Annotated in this window: 10 protein-coding genes and 1 pseudogene; 6 read left to right on the top strand and 5 right to left on the bottom strand. The window is 70.0% G+C overall.

Going from position 1 to position 17289, the window contains the following annotated elements:
• Together E3O23_RS01705 and E3O23_RS01710 are read left to right on the top strand one after the other, a co-directional pair.
• A partial coding sequence (locus E3O23_RS01705) for a DEAD/DEAH box helicase (RefSeq protein WP_134487377.1) occupies positions 1-3090 on the top strand: 3090 nt, incomplete at its 5' end.
• A 94-nt stretch (positions 3091-3184) separates the two neighbouring features.
• Complete coding sequence (locus tag E3O23_RS01710; RefSeq protein ID WP_134487379.1) at positions 3185-3793, top strand: histidine phosphatase family protein; 609 nt, start codon at positions 3185-3187, stop codon at positions 3791-3793.
• A gap of 30 nt (positions 3794-3823) precedes the next feature.
• Here E3O23_RS01710 and E3O23_RS01715 read toward each other — a convergent pair whose 3' ends face one another.
• The 5 genes from E3O23_RS01715 to dnaK form a co-directional block, all read right to left on the bottom strand.
• The gene (locus E3O23_RS01715) at positions 3824-4951 is read right to left on the bottom strand and encodes a class I SAM-dependent methyltransferase (protein ID WP_134487381.1); all 1128 of its coding nucleotides are present in this window, start codon (positions 4949-4951) and stop codon (positions 3824-3826) included.
• Positions 4952-5079: 128 nt separating this feature from the next.
• On the bottom strand, positions 5080-5496 hold the full coding sequence (locus tag E3O23_RS01720; RefSeq protein ID WP_134487384.1) for a heat shock protein transcriptional repressor HspR: 417 nt from the start codon (positions 5494-5496) through the stop codon (positions 5080-5082).
• A gap of 2 nt (positions 5497-5498) precedes the next feature.
• Positions 5499-6500 (bottom strand): DnaJ C-terminal domain-containing protein, encoded by a 1002-nt coding sequence (locus E3O23_RS01725; RefSeq protein WP_134487387.1) that lies wholly within the window; start codon positions 6498-6500, stop codon positions 5499-5501.
• Positions 6493-7083 carry a nucleotide exchange factor GrpE gene (locus E3O23_RS01730; RefSeq protein ID WP_134487390.1) on the bottom strand — a complete coding sequence of 197 codons (591 nt, stop codon included), beginning with the start codon at positions 7081-7083 and terminating at the stop codon, positions 6493-6495. The genes E3O23_RS01725 and E3O23_RS01730 overlap by 8 nt, the downstream gene beginning before the upstream one ends.
• Positions 7083-8954: a molecular chaperone DnaK gene (gene dnaK, locus E3O23_RS01735; protein WP_134487393.1), complete on the bottom strand. Its 1872-nt coding sequence runs from the start codon at positions 8952-8954 to the stop codon at positions 7083-7085. The genes E3O23_RS01730 and dnaK overlap by 1 nt, the downstream gene beginning before the upstream one ends.
• A 555-nt stretch (positions 8955-9509) precedes the next feature.
• Between dnaK and E3O23_RS18650 the strand changes: the two are divergent.
• From E3O23_RS18650 to E3O23_RS01755, 4 genes and pseudogenes are all read left to right on the top strand, one after another.
• A pseudogene (locus E3O23_RS18650) lies at positions 9510-13556 on the top strand (DUF4082 domain-containing protein); the annotation flags it as partial.
• 157 nt (positions 13557-13713) lie between these two features.
• Positions 13714-15144, top strand: coding sequence for a DUF4082 domain-containing protein (locus E3O23_RS18755; protein ID WP_134487399.1), 1431 nt, complete (start codon positions 13714-13716; stop codon positions 15142-15144).
• 106 nt (positions 15145-15250) lie between these two features.
• On the top strand, positions 15251-16570 hold the full coding sequence (locus E3O23_RS01750; protein ID WP_134487402.1) for an MFS transporter: 1320 nt from the start codon (positions 15251-15253) through the stop codon (positions 16568-16570).
• A gap of 41 nt (positions 16571-16611) precedes the next feature.
• Positions 16612-17289: a FadR/GntR family transcriptional regulator gene (locus E3O23_RS01755; RefSeq protein WP_134487405.1), complete on the top strand. Its 678-nt coding sequence runs from the start codon at positions 16612-16614 to the stop codon at positions 17287-17289.

Consider the following 17289-nt stretch of genomic DNA (forward strand, 5'->3'; position numbering starts at 1 on the left):
GGCGCCGCTGCTCCGGGCGGCGCGGGCAAGCTCGGCGCGCGCCGGCTCGGCGCGGGCCGTATGCCGACCTTCGAGCCCTGGGACCGGCCCGCCTGGGCGCCGTCCCCGCACTCCGGCTCCGCCGTGCGTGCCCGCGCGGCCCTCGCCCTGCAATTCGAGGTCCTCGCCCCCCTGGGCGCCGGCTGGTACACGGCCGGGCGCACGCGTCCGGCACGGCGGCTGGGCATCCGCCCGATGGTGATGGGCCCGGGCGGCTCGTGGATCCGCGGCGGCCTCACCTGGGACAACCTGATCTACTCCCTCGACTCCCTGGATGCAACACACGTCGCGATCCTGACCTCGCTGCGCGCGCTGTCCGCCGCGGGCCGGGGCCACCGCGTCCAGGCCGACAACTGGTTGCACGTCGACGAGGTCGCGAGCGAGAGCCTGTGGGAGATCCTCGACACTGCCCAGGGCGCCCGGCTGCCCCTCGTCTACGCGAACCCGGCGCAGGACCCCGTCGTGCTGTCGGCGGCGCCGGCCACGCTGGAGGTCGACATCCGGCGCGGCGACGCCGGGCTCACGCTCACGCCGACCATCACCCTGGCCGGCCACCGACTCGATCGACGGAGCCTCGGATTCCTCGGCGACCCCGCCCACGGGCTCTTCGCCTGGGACGAGCCCGGCGCCGAAGCAGGCCACGGCGCGGACATCCGGCTCACCCTCGCCCAGCTCGCCCACCCGGTCAGCGCCCAGCTGCGCGCCCTGGCCGAGAACGCGGACGCGCTCCTCGTGCGGCCCGGCGACGAGGGTGCCTTCCTCACGGAGGTCTACCCCTTCCTGCGCCGGCAGGGCGCGGCTACCAGCCGCGACGGCTCGTTCGACCTGCCCGACATCCCCCGCCCCGTGCTCGCGCTGGGGATCACGCACTCCAACGAGACGGCGGCCGGCCCGCGCATCGCCGTGCGCTGGGAGTGGCGCTACCTGGCCCCGGGCGAGGCGCCGGCGGCAGCGGCGGGCACCCGGCGTGCCCTCTGGCCGTGGCCGGGCGACACCGCCTTCCGCGACGACAGCCGCGAGGCGGACATCCTCGGGGCGCTCGGGCCCGTGCTCGCCCGTTTCCCCACCATCGCCCCCCAGCACCGCGGCGCGCCCCGGCTGACCGCGTCGGCCGGCCTGGCCGGGGGCGCGATGATCGCCTTCCTGGCCGCGGTGCCCGAACTCACCCGCTCCGGCGACGTGGTCGCCCTGGTGACCGGCGACGCCCCCGACTACCGGGCGGCGGAGCAGGCGCCGGTGATCAGCCTGGCCACGACCGACCGTGCCGACAGCCGCGACTGGTTCGACCTCGCCGTGACGGTCAGCATCGACGGCGAGAACATCCCGTTCGACGCGCTCTTCCGCGCCCTGGCCGCGGACCGGGACGTGATGATCCTGCGGAGCGGCACGTACTTCAGCCTCGACCGCCCCGAGCTGCACCAGCTGCGCCGCCTGATCGAGGAGGCCCGCGCACTCCAGGAACCCGGCGGGACGGCACTCGGCATCAGCCGGTTCCAGGTGGATCTCTGGGACGAGCTGCAGCTGCTCGGCGTCGTCGCCGGCCAGGCCGCCGCCTGGCGCGAGACCATGGCCGGCCTGGCCGCCACGGTCTCGGCGGATGCGACGGCGCTGCCCGAATGCCCGCTGCCGGACGGCGTCCACGCCACCCTGCGCGGCTACCAGCAGGCCGGCTACGACTGGCTGAGCTTCCTCTACGACCACCAGCTGGGCGGCATCCTCGCCGACGACATGGGGCTCGGCAAGACGCTGCAGGCGATCGCCCTGATCGCCCGGGCCCGCGAGCAGCACGACCGGGCGGGCTCGCCGGGCGCCCGTCGCCCGTTCCTCGTCGTCGCGCCGACCAGCGTGGTGCCGAACTGGTCCGCCGAGTGCGCCAGGTTCGCGCCGGGGCTGGCGGTGGCGACGATCACCGAAACGTCCCGCAAGCGGGCGACCGCCCTGGCCGACGTGATCGCCGGCGCGGATGTCGTGATCACCTCGTACACGCTGTTCCGGCTGGACTTCGAGGAGTACAACGCCCGGGAGTGGGCCGGGCTGCTGCTGGACGAGGCGCAGTTCGTCAAGAACCACCAGTCCCGGGCGCACCAGTGCGCCCGCCGCCTGTCGACGCCGTTCAAGCTGGCGATCACCGGCACGCCGCTCGAGAACAACCTGATGGAGTTCTGGTCGCTGCTCTCGATCACCGCCCCCGGCCTGTTCCCGAGCCCGAGCCGGTTCGCCGAGTACTACCGGAAACCGATTGAGAAGGAGTCCGACGGGGACCGGCTCGCCCAGCTCCGCCGGCGCATCCGCCCGTTCATGCTGCGCCGCACGAAGGACGAGGTGGCCCGGGACCTGCCGGCCAAGCAGGAGCAGGTGCTCGAGCTGGAACTGCATCCGAAGCACCGCAAGGTCTACGAAACGCACCTGCAGCGCGAGCGGCAGAAGGTGCTCGGGCTGATCGGGGACCTGGGCGCGAACCGGTTCGAGATCTTCCGGTCGCTGACCATGCTGCGCCAGCTCAGCCTCGACGCCAGCCTGTACGACCCGGCCTACGAGGGGATCCCGTCGACCAAGCTCGACGCGCTGCTCGAACTGCTCGCCGACACCGTTGCCGAGGGGCACCGCACCCTCATCTTCAGCCAGTTCACCCAGTACCTCGGCAAGGCCCGCGACCGCCTGGACGCCGCGGGGATCACCTACGCGTACCTCGACGGCAAGACGCGCAACCGGGCGCGGGCGATCGCCGACTTCAAGGAGGGCGACGCCTCGGTGTTCCTGATCAGCCTCAAGGCCGGTGGGTTCGGCCTCAACCTGACCGAGGCCGACTACGTGATCCTGCTCGACCCCTGGTGGAACCCGGCGACCGAGGCGCAGGCGGTCGACCGCGTGCACCGGATCGGCCAGAGCAAGAAGGTGATGGTCTACCGGCTGGTCTCCAAGGACACGATCGAGGAGAAGGTGATGGCGCTCAAGGCCGCCAAGGCCCGGCTGTTCGACAGCGTGATGACCACCGGCGCCGCGCAGGGCACGGCGCTCACGGCGGCCGACATCCGCGAGCTCCTGGCCTGAGCGCCGGGAGCCCTGAGCGCCCGGGGGCCCGGAGTGCCCCGGAGCCCGGGGTCACACTGGGCGACCGCTCAGCCGACCACGGCACAATGGTCAGGTGAGCCCCACCACGACCTTTGCCCTCATCCGCCACGGCCAGACCGACTGGAACGCCCAGCAGCGAATCCAGGGCGCGACCGACATCCCGCTGAACGACACCGGCCGGGGGCAGGCAACGGATGCCGTCACCGCCCTGTCCGGCTACGACTGGGACTTCCTCGTCTCTTCGCCGCTCTCCCGCGCCGCCGAGACGGCCGACCTCATCGCCGCCGGCCTCGAGCTCGCCGTGACCCGGCGCATCCCGGGGCTGGTGGAGCGTGATTACGGCCCGGCCGAGGGGCTCCGCGCGGGCGACGAGCTCGAGGCGCTCCGCTTCCCGGGCGGCTTCCACGGCGCGGAGAGCGAGGCCGACGTCGCCGGCCGCGGAATCGACAGCCTGGAGCTGCTCGCCCGGGAGCACCCCGGGGCGCGGATCATCATCGTCACGCACGGCACGCTCATCCGGCTGGCCCTCGCGCGGGCGCTCGACCGGGAGGTGGGCAGCATCGACAACGCCGCGCTCACACTCGTGCGGCACCACGCCGACGGCTGGCGTCTCGACGTGCTCAACGGCGAGCTCCTCCACCCCCGCGAAACCGCAGTTGTGCGCGCTAAAACCCCCGAATAAGGCGCACAACTGCGGTTTCGCGGGGGTAAGTCAGCGGCGGGTGGAGACGGTCACGGTGAACTTGGCGTTGCGGCCGACCTGGTGGGTCGGGCCGACGATGCGGGTGAGCGCCGGGCGGTAGCCGAGGTGGGTGTTCCACACGGTCCACAGCTCCCCGCCGGGCCGGAGCACACGCGCGGCATCCTCGAAGAGCTTCAGCGCGATGCCGGCGTGCACCGACGAGCCGATGTGGAAGGGCGGGTTCAGCAGGATGAGCTCGGCCGAGGCATCGGGCCGGCTCCCGAGCGCGTCGTCGCGCAGGACGCTCACCCGGTCGGCCAGGCCGTTGGCCTCCATCGTGGCGCGGGCGGACGCGACGGCCGCGGCCGACTGGTCGGTGGCGATCAGCCGCAGCCCCGGACGGCGCCGGGCGAGGGATGCCGCGAGCACGCCGGTGCCGCAGCCGAGGTCGATGGCCTCCTCGGCATCCGGTTTCATCCGGTCGAGGAACTCGAGGAGGTACCGGGTGCCGATGTCGATCGTGGTGCCCGCGAAGGCCGCCCCGTGTGCGCAGACCGTCAGCGCCAGCTCGTCATGCCGCGCCACCCGCGGCCAGGCCGGCGCGTCGGTCGGCGGCAACGGCTGCGAGGCGACCAGCACGCGGGACTTCTGGCGGGCCGGCGACACCCGCAGCTCGCCGAAATGGCGGGCGAGGACCTCGTTCATCGCGATGGTCATGTGTTTGATCCGGCCGCCCGCGAACACACGCACGTCCGGCGCCGCGAACCGCCGCACGGCGTCGGCCAGTTCGTCGAGCGCCGACAGGCTGCGGGGCAGTTGCAGCAGCACGACCCGCGCCCCGGCCAGGAGCTCCTCGCCGAGCGGCAGCGATCGGCAGGCCTGGGCCAACCCGGCCTCGGCCGCGTTGCGGGCGAGCGCCTCCTCGCCGGAGAGACCGTCCTGGTGGGTCCGGATGCCCCGCGCACCGTGCAGCGCCGCAGCACCGAGGGTGAGCGCCCCGTAGTGGTCCTCGAGCACGACGACCTCGCCGGGACCCGCAGCCGCCAGGGCCGCGGCCGCCTCGTCGAGGATCAGCCGGTCGCTCGCGTCGACCGCGAAGAGGTTCTCGGCCTCGACATCCGGGTAGCGCCGCAGGCGGTCGAAGGAGAAGTCGGGCATCCCCTCAGGGTAGCCGGGCCGGGGTGGCCGGGCCGCCGGGGCAACTTCCCCACGGTCGCCAGGTTTGAACTGCGGACAAAGTACCTTCGCGAGCGAATTGAAGGTGCGTTGTCCGCAATCGAGCGCTGTCAGCGCGGTTCGAGCGGCCGCCAGATGACGACCTGGTTCGAGCGGCGCTGGCGCGTCCCGGCCCGCATCGAGGTGACCTCGCCGGCCGAGCCGGCCGCGAAGACGCGGCGGCCCGGTCGGTTGAGCATCTCATCGGCCAGGGCCGACTCGAGTTCGCGCAGGCGCGACTCGAGTCCGCGCACGTGGTCTTCGAGCTCGAGAATGCGCCGGATGCCCTCCAGGCTCACTCCCTGGGCGCCCAATTGGGCGACCTCCCGCAGCCTGGCCACGTCCCGCATGGAATAGCGGCGGGACTTCCCGGGCGTGCGCCCCGGGCTGACGAGCCCGAGGCGATCGTATTGGCGGAGGGTCTGCGGGTGCATGCCCGCCAGCTCCGCCGCCATCGAAATCACGAATACCCGGGTGTTCTCGTCCATGGTCAGCCCTTCGCCCGTGCCAGGAGGTCGTCGCGCGGGTTCTCTTTCGGCAGGGCCTCGGCGAAGGCCTCGAGCTTCTCCTGGGCGTCATGCGAGAGGTGCGACGGAACGGCCACCTGCACGACGGCGAGGAGGTCGCCGACGCCCTTGGGCGTGGTCACCCCGCGCCCCTTGACCCGGAGAACCCGGCCGCTGGGCGTGCCGGGGGCGACGCGCAGCTTGACCGGGGGGCCGCCGAGCGTCGGCACCTCGATCGTGGCGCCGAGGCTCGCCTCGACGAATGTGATCGGCACCGTGACGCGCAGGTTGAGGCCCTCGCGCTCGAAGACCGGGTGCTTGCGCACCGTGATCGTGAGCACGATGTCGCCCGGCTCACCGCCGTCGGGGCTGGGCTGGCCCTTGCCGCGCAGTTTGATCTTCTGGCCGTCGGCCACGCCCGCGGGAATCTTGACCTTGATCGGCCGGCCATCCTGCGTCTGCAGCGTGATCTGGTCGCCGTGTACCGCGGTGATGAAGTCGATCGTCGCCGTGGCGACCACGTCATGGCCCCTGGTCGGACCGCCGTAGCCGCGGTATCCGCCGCTGGCGGTGCCGAAGCCACCGCCGCCGCCGCGCCCGAAGACACCGCCGAGGATGTCGTCGAACCCGCCCTGTTGGAAGCTGTAGCCCTGCTGCCGGCCGCCGCCACCGCCGCCGAACATGCCGCCGAAGACGTCCTCGAACCCGCCGGCCTGGCCGCCGCCGCCGGGGGCGGTGAAGCGAGCTCCACCACCCATGGCGCGCACGGCGTCGTACTCCTTGCGCTGTTCGGGGTCGCCGATGACGGCATGCGCCTCGCTGAGCTCCTTGAACTTCGCCTCCGCCGCCGCATTGCCCGGATTCGCATCCGGGTGGTACTTGCGGGCGAGCTTCCGGTAAGCCTTCTTCAGCTCGGCCGGTGAGACATCCTTGGAGACTCCGAGGATCTTGTAGAAGTCCTTATCGAACCAGTCCTGGCTAGCCATCGCTCGGTACCTGAACGACGACCTTCGCCACGCGCAGCAGGCTCGAGCCGAGGTAGTACCCGGTCTCGACGACGTCGCCGACGGTTTCCGTGTCCACGTCCGGGCTCGGCAGCTGGAAGATCGCCTCGTGCACGGTCGGATCGAACGGATCCCCGACCGCCCCGAACGGCTTCAGGCCCAGTCGCTCGACGCTCGCGCGCAGCTTGGCCGCGATCGTCGCGAACGCGGTGTCGCCCTCCAGGTCGCCGTGCTTTTCGGCACGACCGAGGTCGTCGAGCACCGGGATGAGTACCTTGACAACCTCCCCGGTGACTCGCTCGCGCTCGATCTCACGGTTCGCCTCGGTGCGCTTGCGGTAGTTGGCGTACTCCGCGGTCACCCGCTTGAGGTCGGCCAGATGCTCGCTCGACGGCTCGGCGATCTCGAGCTCGGCCGCATCCAGGATGTCCTGGACCGTCAGTTCGTCTTCTTCGATCCCGTCGGCGGGAGCCGCCGAGGCGGCACCCTCGGGTGCCACCTCGGCCGGGCCGCTCTCCTCGCCGGAAACGGGCTCGTCCTCGGGACGCTTCGTGTCGTCTGCCATTACTTCTTCGCTTCGTCCTCGTCGTCGACAACCTCGGCGTCGACAACGTCTTCGTCAGAGCTTTCCTGGGCGGGCTGTTCGGCGCCGGACTCGGCGGAGGCGCCGGCAGCGGCATCCGCCTGGCTCTTCGCGTAGATGGCCTCGCCCAGCTTGCCCTGGCTCTCGTTGAGCTTGTCGAACGCCGTCTTCACGGCGTCGTCGTCGTCGCCGACGAGCGCGGACTTGAGCGCGTCGACATCGCCCTGGACCTCGGACTTGACGTCCTCGGGCAGCTTGTCCTCGTTCTCCTTGATCAGCTTCTCGATCGAGTAGGCGAGCTGCTCGGCGGTGTTGCGGGTCTCGGCGGCTTCGCGGCGGCGCTTGTCCTCCGCGGCGTGCTCCTCGCCCTCGCGGACCATGCGCTCGATGTCTTCCTTCGCCAGCGCGGTGCCGCCGGTGATGGTCATCGACTGCTCCTTGCCGGTGCCCTTGTCCTTGGCGGACACGTGCACGATCCCGTTGGCGTCGAGGTCGAAGGTGACCTCGACCTGCGGGATGCCGCGCGGGGCCGGCGCGATGCCGGTCAACTCGAAGGTGCCCAGGTTCTTGTTGTCGCGGGTGAACTCGCGCTCGCCCTGGAAGACCTGGATCGCCACGGACGGCTGGTTGTCGTCGGCCGTGGTGAAGGTCTCGCTGCGCTTGGTCGGGATGGCCGTGTTGCGGTCGATGAGGCGCGTCATGATGCCGCCCTTGGTCTCGATGCCGAGGCTCAGCGGGGTGACGTCGATGAGCAGGACGTCCTTGCGCTCGCCCTTCAGCACGCCGGCCTGGAGGGCCGCGCCCACGGCGACGACCTCGTCCGGGTTGACGCCCTTGTTCGGGTCCTTGCCGCCGGTCTCGGCCTTGACCAGCTCGTAGACGGCGGGCATGCGGGTCGATCCGCCGACGAGCACGACGTGCGCGATGTCGCCCACCTTGATGCCGGCCTCGCGGATGACGTCCTGGAACGGCTTCTTCGTGCGGTCGAGCAGGTCCTCGGTCATCTTCTCGAACTGCGCGCGGGTGAGCGTCTCGTCGAGGTTGGCCGGGCCGTTCTCGGTCAGCGAGAGGTAGGGCAGCTGGATGCTCGTCGACATGCTCGAGGACAGCTCCTTCTTGGCCTGCTCCGCTGCTTCCTTGAGGCGCTGCTTGGCGATCTTGTCCTTGGAGACGTCGACGCCGGTGGTTTCCTTGAACTTCTTGATCAGGTGGTCGACGATGCGCTGGTCCCAGTCGTCGCCGCCGAGGCGGTTGTCGCCGGCGGTCGAGCGCACCTGGATGGTCGAGAACTCGTCGTCCTTGCCCACCTCGAGGAGCGAGACGTCGAACGTTCCACCTCCGAGGTCGAAGACCAGGATGAGCTCGTCTTCCTTGCCCTTGTCGAGGCCGTAGGCCAGCGCCGCGGCGGTGGGCTCGTTGATGATACGGAGCACGTTGAGCCCGGAGATCTCGCCGGCCTCCTTGGTGGCCTGGCGCTCGGCGTCGTTGAAGTAGGCGGGGACGGTGATGACGGCATCCGTCACGGTGTCGCCCAGGTAGGCCTCGGCGTCGCGCTTGAGCTTGGCCAGGATGCGGGCAGACACTTCCTGCGGCGTGTACTTCTTGTCGTCGATCCCGACGTTCCAGTTGGTGCCCATGTGGCGCTTGACCGACGCGATGGTGCGGTCCACGTTGGTGACGGCCTGGCGCTTGGCGGTCTCGCCGACCAGCACCTCACCGTCCTTCGTGAAGGCGACCACTGACGGGGTCGTGCGGAATCCTTCGGCGTTTGCGATGACGGTGGGTTCTCCACCCTCGAGGACGGCCACCACAGAGTTGGTGGTTCCGAGGTCGATGCCTACTGCACGAGCCATGTGTGCGTTCTCCTTCAAAGTAAATGTTGCCCAACCCGATTTCACGAACTTGAGCGTTGCAGACTCAAGTGTGACGCCGATCGAAACGACTGTCAAGCCACGCAGCTGAAAGTTGAGTGTGAACGACTCAACTTTGAAAGACGCGAGTCGACGAGCCGGAAGAGTCGCCAGACACCGCGCGGGCGCGCCCTCGCCAAGATCGCCATCGAGGTCTATAGTTCTGCGTGAATAGCGCCGCTGAGGATCGTCGGGTCGATCTTCGGTCGTAGCTTCGATCGATCATTCGTCGACGTGGTGGAGAAGAAGATGACCCGGACCCGCAAGCCGTTTCTTCGGAACCTTGCCTTCTGGTTCGTCATCCCCGCCCTCCTGGCGTCGGCCCTGACCGCCGGGATGAGCGTCCTCACCGTCCAGGCCGCCACGGCCGCCGGCGATCCCTGTGCGGCTCCGGTGGCCAGCGCCGTCGCCTGCGAGAACACCCTGCCGGGGACACCCCGCAGCGATTGGGACGTCTCCGGCACGGGCGATACCAGCATCCAGGGCTTCGCCACGTCGATGAGTGTCGCCGCGGGCTCGCCGGTTCGATTCAAGATCAAGACCCCGGCCTCGTCGTACCGCATCGACATCCTCAGGCTCGGCTACTACCAGGGGAACGGCGCACGCAAGGTCGCCGCCGGGCTTCTCCCCTCCGCTTCCCTGCCGCAGAGCCAGCCCGCCTGCCTCACCTTCTCCGCCACCGGCCTGATCGACTGCGGAAACTGGGCCCAGTCGGCGACCTGGAATGTGCCTGCCGCCGCGGTCTCCGGCGTCTACATCGCGCACCTCATCCGCAATGACAACGGCGGCAGCAGCCTGATCCCCTTCGTCGTCCGCAACGACGCCAGCACGAGCAGCATCGTCTTCCAGACCTCGGACACGACCTGGCAGGCCTATAACAACTACGGCGGCAACAGCCTTTACCGCTGCACGGTCGCCTGTCCCCCGGGCGAGCCGCAGGGGTACAAGGCCGCCTTCGCCGTGTCCTACAACCGGCCGTTCAACCCGGACGCGCAAGGGCCCAACTGGCTCATGGATGCCGAAATGCCGATGATCCGCTTCATGGAGGCCAACGGCTACGACGTGACCTACCAGGCCGGCGTGGACACGTCCACCCGCGGCTCGCTGCTGCTCAATCACAAGGTCTTCATGTCCACCGGCCACGACGAGTACTGGGACGCCTCCCAACGAGCCAACGTCGAAGCGGCCAGGGACGCCGGGGTCAACCTCGCGTTCTTCAGCGGGAATGAGATCTTCTGGAAAACCCGGTGGACGGCCAGCTCCGATGGCTCGTCCACGCCGGGCCGCACGATCGTCTGCTACAAGGACACGCACTTCAACGCCCCGACCGACCCAGTGGCGTGGACAGGCACCTGGCGCGACCCGCGGTACGGCACCTCCGGCGGCGGCGGGAATCCCGAGAACGCGCTGACCGGCCAGTTCTTCCTGGTCAATGCGGGGTCGACCGACATCAAGGTTCCGGCCGAATACGCGGCGATGCGGCTGTGGCGCAACACCGCCGCCGCGGCGCTGACCGGAACCCAGTCCCTCACCCTGGGTTCGGGGCTGGACACCCTCGGCTACGAGTGGGACGTCGATTCGGACAACGGCTTCCGACCAGCGGGGGCCTTCCGATTGTCGTCAACCACGCTCGCCGCGCCCGAGGTCTTCACCGACTACGGGACCAGTGTCGCGCCCGCCACGGTGACGCATAACCTCACCATGTACCGCGCGCCGAGCGGCGCCCTCGTCTTCGGGGCCGGCACGGTGCAGTGGTCGTACGGCCTCGACAGCTACCCGGACCGCGGGGCCCCGGACCGCAACATGCAGCAGGCCACCGTGAACCTGTTCGCGGACATGGGGGCCCAGCCGGCCACCCTGATGACGGGGCTGGTGGCGGCCACGAAATCAACGGACACGACGGCCCCCTCGTCCGTGATCACGTCGGGCCTCGGCGGCCAGACCATCGCCGACGGCGCGAAAATCACCATCACCGGCACGGCAGCCGACACAGGCGGGGTCGTCGCTGGCGTCGAGGTCTCCACCGACGCGGGCGCGACCTGGCGCCCGGCCACCGGGAAGGGCAGCTGGACGTTCAGCTGGATCGCCCACGGCAGCCCCACCGCGAACGTCAAGACCCGGGCCGTCGACGACAGCGGCAACCTGGAGACCCCGTCCGCCGGCGCCACGGTGACCATCACCTGCCCCTGCTCGATTTTCGGGCCCAACGTGATCCCGGATGTCGCCGACTCTGGCGATACCGGCAGCGTGGAGCTCGGCCTCAGATTCACCTCCGACACGCCAGGGACCGTGACCGGGGTGCGGTTCTACAAGTCGACGAACAACAAGGGCACGCATTCCGGGAGCCTGTGGTCGTCCACCGGGCAGCGGCTGGCGACCGCGAATTTCACGGGTGAGACCACGTCCGGGTGGCAATCGGTCACCTTCTCCACCCCGGTCGCCATCGCCGCGAACACGAGCTACGTCGTGTCCTACTTCGCGCCCCTCGGGCACTACGCGCAGGCGTCCGGCTACCTGTACCCGCACCCTTCCCCCATGCCGGCCGGAAACGCGTCGGTCGACAGCGCCCCGCTCCATGCGACCCGCAGCACCCCGGCGCAGGGCAACGGGCTCTACAACTACTCCGGCACGAGCTCCTTCCCGACGAACAGCTTCGGCGCGGAGAACTACTGGGTCGACGTCATCTACTCGGCCGGCACGTCCACCGCCCCCGTGGTCACCTCGACCACGCCGGCGAACGGTGCCACCGGGATGCCCGTGAGCACCATGCCGACGGCGACCTTCGACCAGCCGGTGACCCCCTCCTCGATCACGTTCACCCTCAAGGACGCCGCGGGCACCGCCGTCGCCGGAACGACCGGCTACAACGCCACGAACAACCGGGTCACCTTCACCCCGGCGACCGCCCTGGCGTACAGCACCGGGTACACCTCCACGGTCAGCGGAGCCACGACCTCCGCCGGAAAGACGATGACCGCCCCGGCCACCTGGTCATTCACCACCGCGGCGACCCCGACCGTGCCCACGGTCACGTCCACCAGCCCCGCGGCCGGTGCCACGGGCGTGGCCGTCAGCGTCGCGCCCACGGCCACGTTCGACCAGCCGGTGACGCCGTCGTCGATCACGTTCACCCTCACCGACGCCGGCAACAACTCCGTCGGCGGGGCGACCAGCTACGACACAGGCAGCGACACCGTTCGCTTCACCCCAATCGTCCCCCTGGCCAACAGCACCAGCTACACCGCGTCGGTCAGCGGCGCCACGAATGTCACCGGCCAGACCATGACGACGCCGCGCACGTGGACCTTCACGACCGCCGCGGCCGGCGCCTGCCCGTGCAGCGTGTTCAGCCCGAGCGCCGTTCCGGCGACCATCACCGAGAACGACTCCGCCGCCGTTGAGCTGGGGATGAAGTTCCGGACCGACGTGGCGGGCACGGTCACCGGCATCCGCTTCTACAAGGGAAGCCAGAACATCGGCACCCACACCGGGCACCTCTGGACGTCGACCGGCGCCCTGCTGGCCGCGGTGACCTTCACCGGCGAAACCGCTTCCGGCTGGCAGCAGGCGAGCCTCGCCACGCCGGTTGCGATCAGCGCGGGCACCACCTATGTCGTCTCCTACTTCGCCCCCAACGGGTACTACTCCGCCAACGGCAACTACTTCGCCGGCGCGGCCGACAACGCGCCCCTGCACGGCCTCGCCAGCGGCACCGACGGTCCCAACGGGGTGTACAACTACGGGACGGCGACCTTCCCGACCTCGAGCTACAACGCAACCAACTACTGGGTCGACGTCGTCTTCCTGAAGGCCACCACCGCGCCCGTGGTCACCGCGACCACCCCCGTCGCCGGAGCCACCGGCGTCGCCCTCGACACGGCGCCGTCGGCAACGTTCGACCAGGCGGTGACCCCGGCCTCGATCGCCTTCACGCTCAAGGATGCCGCGGGCGTATCCGTCGCCGGAACGACGAGCTACAGCAGCATCACCAACAAGGCCACCTTCACCCCCACCGCGGCCCTCGCCTACGCGACGAGCTACACGGCCACCGTCAGCGGCGCCGCGAATACGAGCGGCCAGGCCATGGCCGCGCCGAAGACCTGGACCTTCACCACCGCGGCCGCGCCCGCCGCCCCGACGGTGACCTCGACGACCCCGGCGGCCGGCGCCACCGGGGTGGCCGCGGGCACCACGCCGTCGGCGACCTTCGACCAGGCGGTGACTGCGTCCTCGATCACCTTCGCCCTCAAGGATGCCGCGGGCGCCGCGGTCGCCGGAACGACGGGCTACACCGGCGCCACCAACACGGTGACCTTCACCCCGGCCGCCGCCCTGGCGTACAGCACCGGCTACACCGCCACCGTCAGCGGCGCCACCAATTCCACCGGCCAGTCCATGACGACCCCGAAGACCTGGACCTTCACCACCGCGGCCGCCCCCGCCGCCCCGACGGTGACGTCGACGACCCCGACGGCCGGCGCCACCGGCGTGGCGGTGGGCACCGCACCGTCGGCGACCTTCGACCAGGCGGTGACTGCGTCCTCGATCACCTTCACCCTCAAGGACGCCGCGGGCGTCGCCGTCAGCGGATCGACGGGTTACAGCGGGACCACCAACACGGTGACCTTCACCCCGGCGAGCGCCCTCGCCAACAGCACGAGCTACACGGCCACGGTCAGCGGCGCCNGGGACCACCAACACGGTGACCTTCACCCCGGCGAGCGCCCTCGCCAACAGCACGAGCTACACGGCCACGGTCAGCGGCGCCGTGAACGCGACCGGCCAGGCCATGACCGCCCCTCGAACCTGGAGCTTCACCACCGCGGCCGTCGGCGAGTGCCCGTGCAGCGTGTTCAGCCCCAGTGACGTTCCGGCCACCCTCAGCGACAACGACTCCGCGGCCGTGGAGCTGGGGATGAAGTTCCGGTCGAGCGTCGCCGCGACGGTCACCGGCATCCGCTTCTACAAGGGCGCCGAGAACACCGGAACCCACACTGGGCACCTCTGGACCTCGGCCGGGACCCTGCTCGCCTCGGTCACCTTCACCGGCGAGACCGCCTCGGGCTGGCAGCAGGCCAATCTCTCCACTCCCGTGAACATCAGCGCCAACACCACCTACGTGGTCTCCTACCACGCACCCAACGGGCGCTACTCGGCCACCAGCAACTTCTTCACGACCGCGGCCAACAGCCCGCCCCTGCAGGGACTGGCCAGCGGCACCGACGGACCCAACGGCATCTACGTCTACGGCGCCCCGGCATTCCCCGACTCGAGCTTCCGCGACGCCAACTACTGGGTGGATGTCGTCGTCACGACTGCGCCCCCGGCAGCGCCGGTCGTCACCGCGACCGCCCCGGCGGCCGGAGCGACCGGCGTGGCGGTGAGCACCGCGCCCTGGGCGACCTTCGACCAGGCGGTGACCCCCGCCTCGATCGGCTTCACGCTGAAGACCGCCGCCGGCGCCAGCGTCACCGGGACGACCGCCTACGACGCCGCGACGGATCGGGTCACGTTCACCCCCGCCGCGGCCCTCGCGAACAACACCACCTACACCGCCACAGTCAGCGGCGCGACCAATTCGAGCGGCCAGGCCATGGAGGCGCCGCGCACCTGGAGCTTCACAACGACCGCCACCGGCGCCTGCCCGTGCAGCGTCTTCAGCGCGAGCGCGGTGCCGGCGACCATCACCGAAAACGACCCGCGCGCCGTGGAGCTGGGGATGAAGTTCCGATCGAGCGTCGCCGGCTCGGTCACCGGCATCCGCTTCTACAAGGGCAGCCAGAACACCGGCGCCCACACCGGGCACCTGTGGTCATCGACCGGCACCCTGCTCGCGACGGTCACCTTCACCGGTGAAACCGCCTCCGGCTGGCAGCAGGCCACCCTCTCCGCGCCCGTGAGCATCAGTGCCAATACGACCTACGTCGTCTCCTACTTCGCACCCGCCGGGCGCTATTCGGCCACCGCCAACTTCTTCAACACCGCGGCCAACAGCCCGCCGCTCCAGGGACTCGCCAGCGGCACCGACGGGCCCAACGGGATCTACCGCTACGGGACGACCTCCGGGTTCCCCACGTCCAGCTACCGGGGCACCAACTACTGGGTGGACGTCGTCTTCACGACCGCGCCGTAACCAGGGTTCACCCGCCGAAGGGTCCCCTGCGACGCCCAGGAGGTGTTCGCCGAACTCGTCGCCGAGCTGTACGGCTGATCGGCGACCCAGCCAGTAGCCTGATCGCATGACCGAGCCATTTGTCATCGCCGACAACGACGCCCACCCCGTGCCCGCGCGGGGACACGTGGTTGCCTGGGCCTTCTGGGACTGGGGATCCGCCGCCTTCAACGCGGTGGTCACCACCTTCGTCTTCACCGTCTACATCACCGGTTCGGCGTTCGGCGACAAGGATGTGATCTCGGCCCAGCTCGGCTGGGCCCTGGCCATCGCCGGGTTCCTGATCGCCGTGCTCGCCCCGGTCACCGGGCAGCGCTCGGACACCTCGGGCCGGCGCAAGTTCTGGCTCGGGGTGAACACGTTCATCGTGGTCGCGCTGACCGCCGCCATGTTCTTCGTCGAGGCATCGCCCGCCTTCCTCCTGCTCGGGCTGTTCCTCGTCGCGGCCGGGAACGTGTTCTTCGAGTTCGCCGGGGTCAACTACAACGCCATGCTCGCCCAGGTCTCGACTCCTCGGACGATCGGCAAGGTGAGCGGCTTCGGCTGGGGCATGGGCTACCTCGGCGGGATCGTGCTGCTGCTCATCGTCTATTTCGGCTTCATCAAGCCGGAGGTGGGCCTGTTCGGCGTGACGAGTGAGAACGGGATGGCGGTGCGCGTCTCGATGCTCATCTCCGCCGCCTGGTTCGGTCTCTTCGCCCTCCCTGTGCTGCTCCGGGTGCCCGAATACCGCTCGCCGCCGGCCGCCCGGCGCGACCGGGTCGGCTTCTTCCGGTCCTACGCCGTGCTCGGACACGACATCGCCAGGCTCTGGAGGACCAGCCGGCAGACGGTGTACTTCCTCATCGCGAGTGCGGTCTTCCGCGACGGCCTGGCCGGGGTGTTCACCTTCGGGGGCGTGCTGGCGGCATCCGTCTTCGGGTTCTCCGCCGGCGAGGTGATCATCTTCGCCATCGCGGCGAACGTCGTCGCCGGAATCGCGACCATGAGCGTGGGCGCGCTCGACGACCGGCTCGGCGCGAAGCCGATCATCATGACGGCCCTCATCGGTCTGATCATCTGCGGCGGGCTTGTCTTCTTCCTGCACGACGGCGGGCAGATCGTGTTCTGGACCGCGGGCCTGGCCCTCTGCCTCTTCGTCGGACCGGCCCAGTCGGCGAGCCGCACGTTCCTCGCCCGGCTGATCCCGGCCGGACGCGAGGGTGAGGTCTTCGGCCTGTACGCGACGACCGGGCGCGCGGCGAGTTTCCTCGCCCCCACCGCATTCGCGCTGATGGTGACGATCTTCGGCGAGACCTACTGGGGGATCCTGGGCATCGTGCTCGTGCTGCTCCTGGGCCTGCTGCTCCTGCTGCCGGTGGTGGCGAAACAGCAGCAGATCCGCTGACCTCCGCCGGTTCGGAAGGCCCGGAAAGGTAGGATCTTTGCATGGCCGTCACCGATGAAGCGATCTTCAAGATCAAGGAAATGATCCTCTCGGGCGAGATCGGACCGGGCGACCGGCTGCCCCCGGAGAAGGAGCTCAGCGACCGGCTGGGGCTGTCCCGCAGTTCCATGCGCGAGGCCATCAAGGCGCTGGAGGTCATCCGGGTCCTCGACGTGCGCCGGGGCGACGGCACCTACGTCACCAGCCTCGAGCCTCGCCTGCTTCTCGAGGCCCTCTCCTTCGTGGTGGATCTCCACGCCGACGGTTCGATCCTCGAGCTCTTCGCGGTGCGCAGGATCCTCGAACCGGCCGCTGTCGCGTTGGCCGCGTTGCGGATGGATGCGGCCTCCATCGCCGACCTGCGTGCCCAGATCACCTCGGTGAGCGATTCGACCAGCGTCGAGGGACTCGTCGCGCACGACCTCGAATTCCACGGCGCCATCGTTGCGGCGGCCGGTAATTCCTATTTGGCCAGCCTGGTCGACTCGCTCTCCAGCAACACCGTGCGGGCGCGCATCTGGCGCGGACTCACCCAGGAGCATGCGGTCGCCCGTACCCTGGCCGAGCATGAGGCGATCGTCGACGCCCTGGAGCGCGGCGATGCCGAACTCGCCCAGGCGCTGACCATCGTGCACATTTCCGGGGTCGAGCAGTGGCTGCGGGATGCCGCCGCCTCGTGA

This window comes from Cryobacterium tagatosivorans, assembly GCF_004402215.1.
GTDB lineage: Bacteria > Actinomycetota > Actinomycetes > Actinomycetales > Microbacteriaceae > Cryobacterium > Cryobacterium tagatosivorans.

Bases quoted from the DNA above. Each gene is read 5' to 3' on its own strand.
- E3O23_RS01750 (WP_134487402.1), top strand. From the start codon at position 15,251: ATGACCGAGCCATTTGTCATCGCCGACAACGACGCCCACCCCGTGCCC.
- E3O23_RS01720 (WP_134487384.1), bottom strand. From the start codon at position 5,496: ATGGACGAGAACACCCGGGTATTCGTGATTTCGATGGCGGCGGAGCTG.
- E3O23_RS01730 (WP_134487390.1), bottom strand. From the start codon at position 7,083: ATGGCAGACGACACGAAGCGTCCCGAGGACGAGCCCGTTTCCGGCGAG.
- E3O23_RS01755 (WP_134487405.1), top strand. From the start codon at position 16,612: ATGGCCGTCACCGATGAAGCGATCTTCAAGATCAAGGAAATGATCCTC.
- E3O23_RS01715 (WP_134487381.1), bottom strand. From the start codon at position 4,951: ATGCCCGACTTCTCCTTCGACCGCCTGCGGCGCTACCCGGATGTCGAG.
- dnaK (WP_134487393.1), bottom strand. From the start codon at position 8,954: ATGGCTCGTGCAGTAGGCATCGACCTCGGAACCACCAACTCTGTGGTG.
- E3O23_RS01725 (WP_134487387.1), bottom strand. From the start codon at position 6,500: ATGGCTAGCCAGGACTGGTTCGATAAGGACTTCTACAAGATCCTCGGA.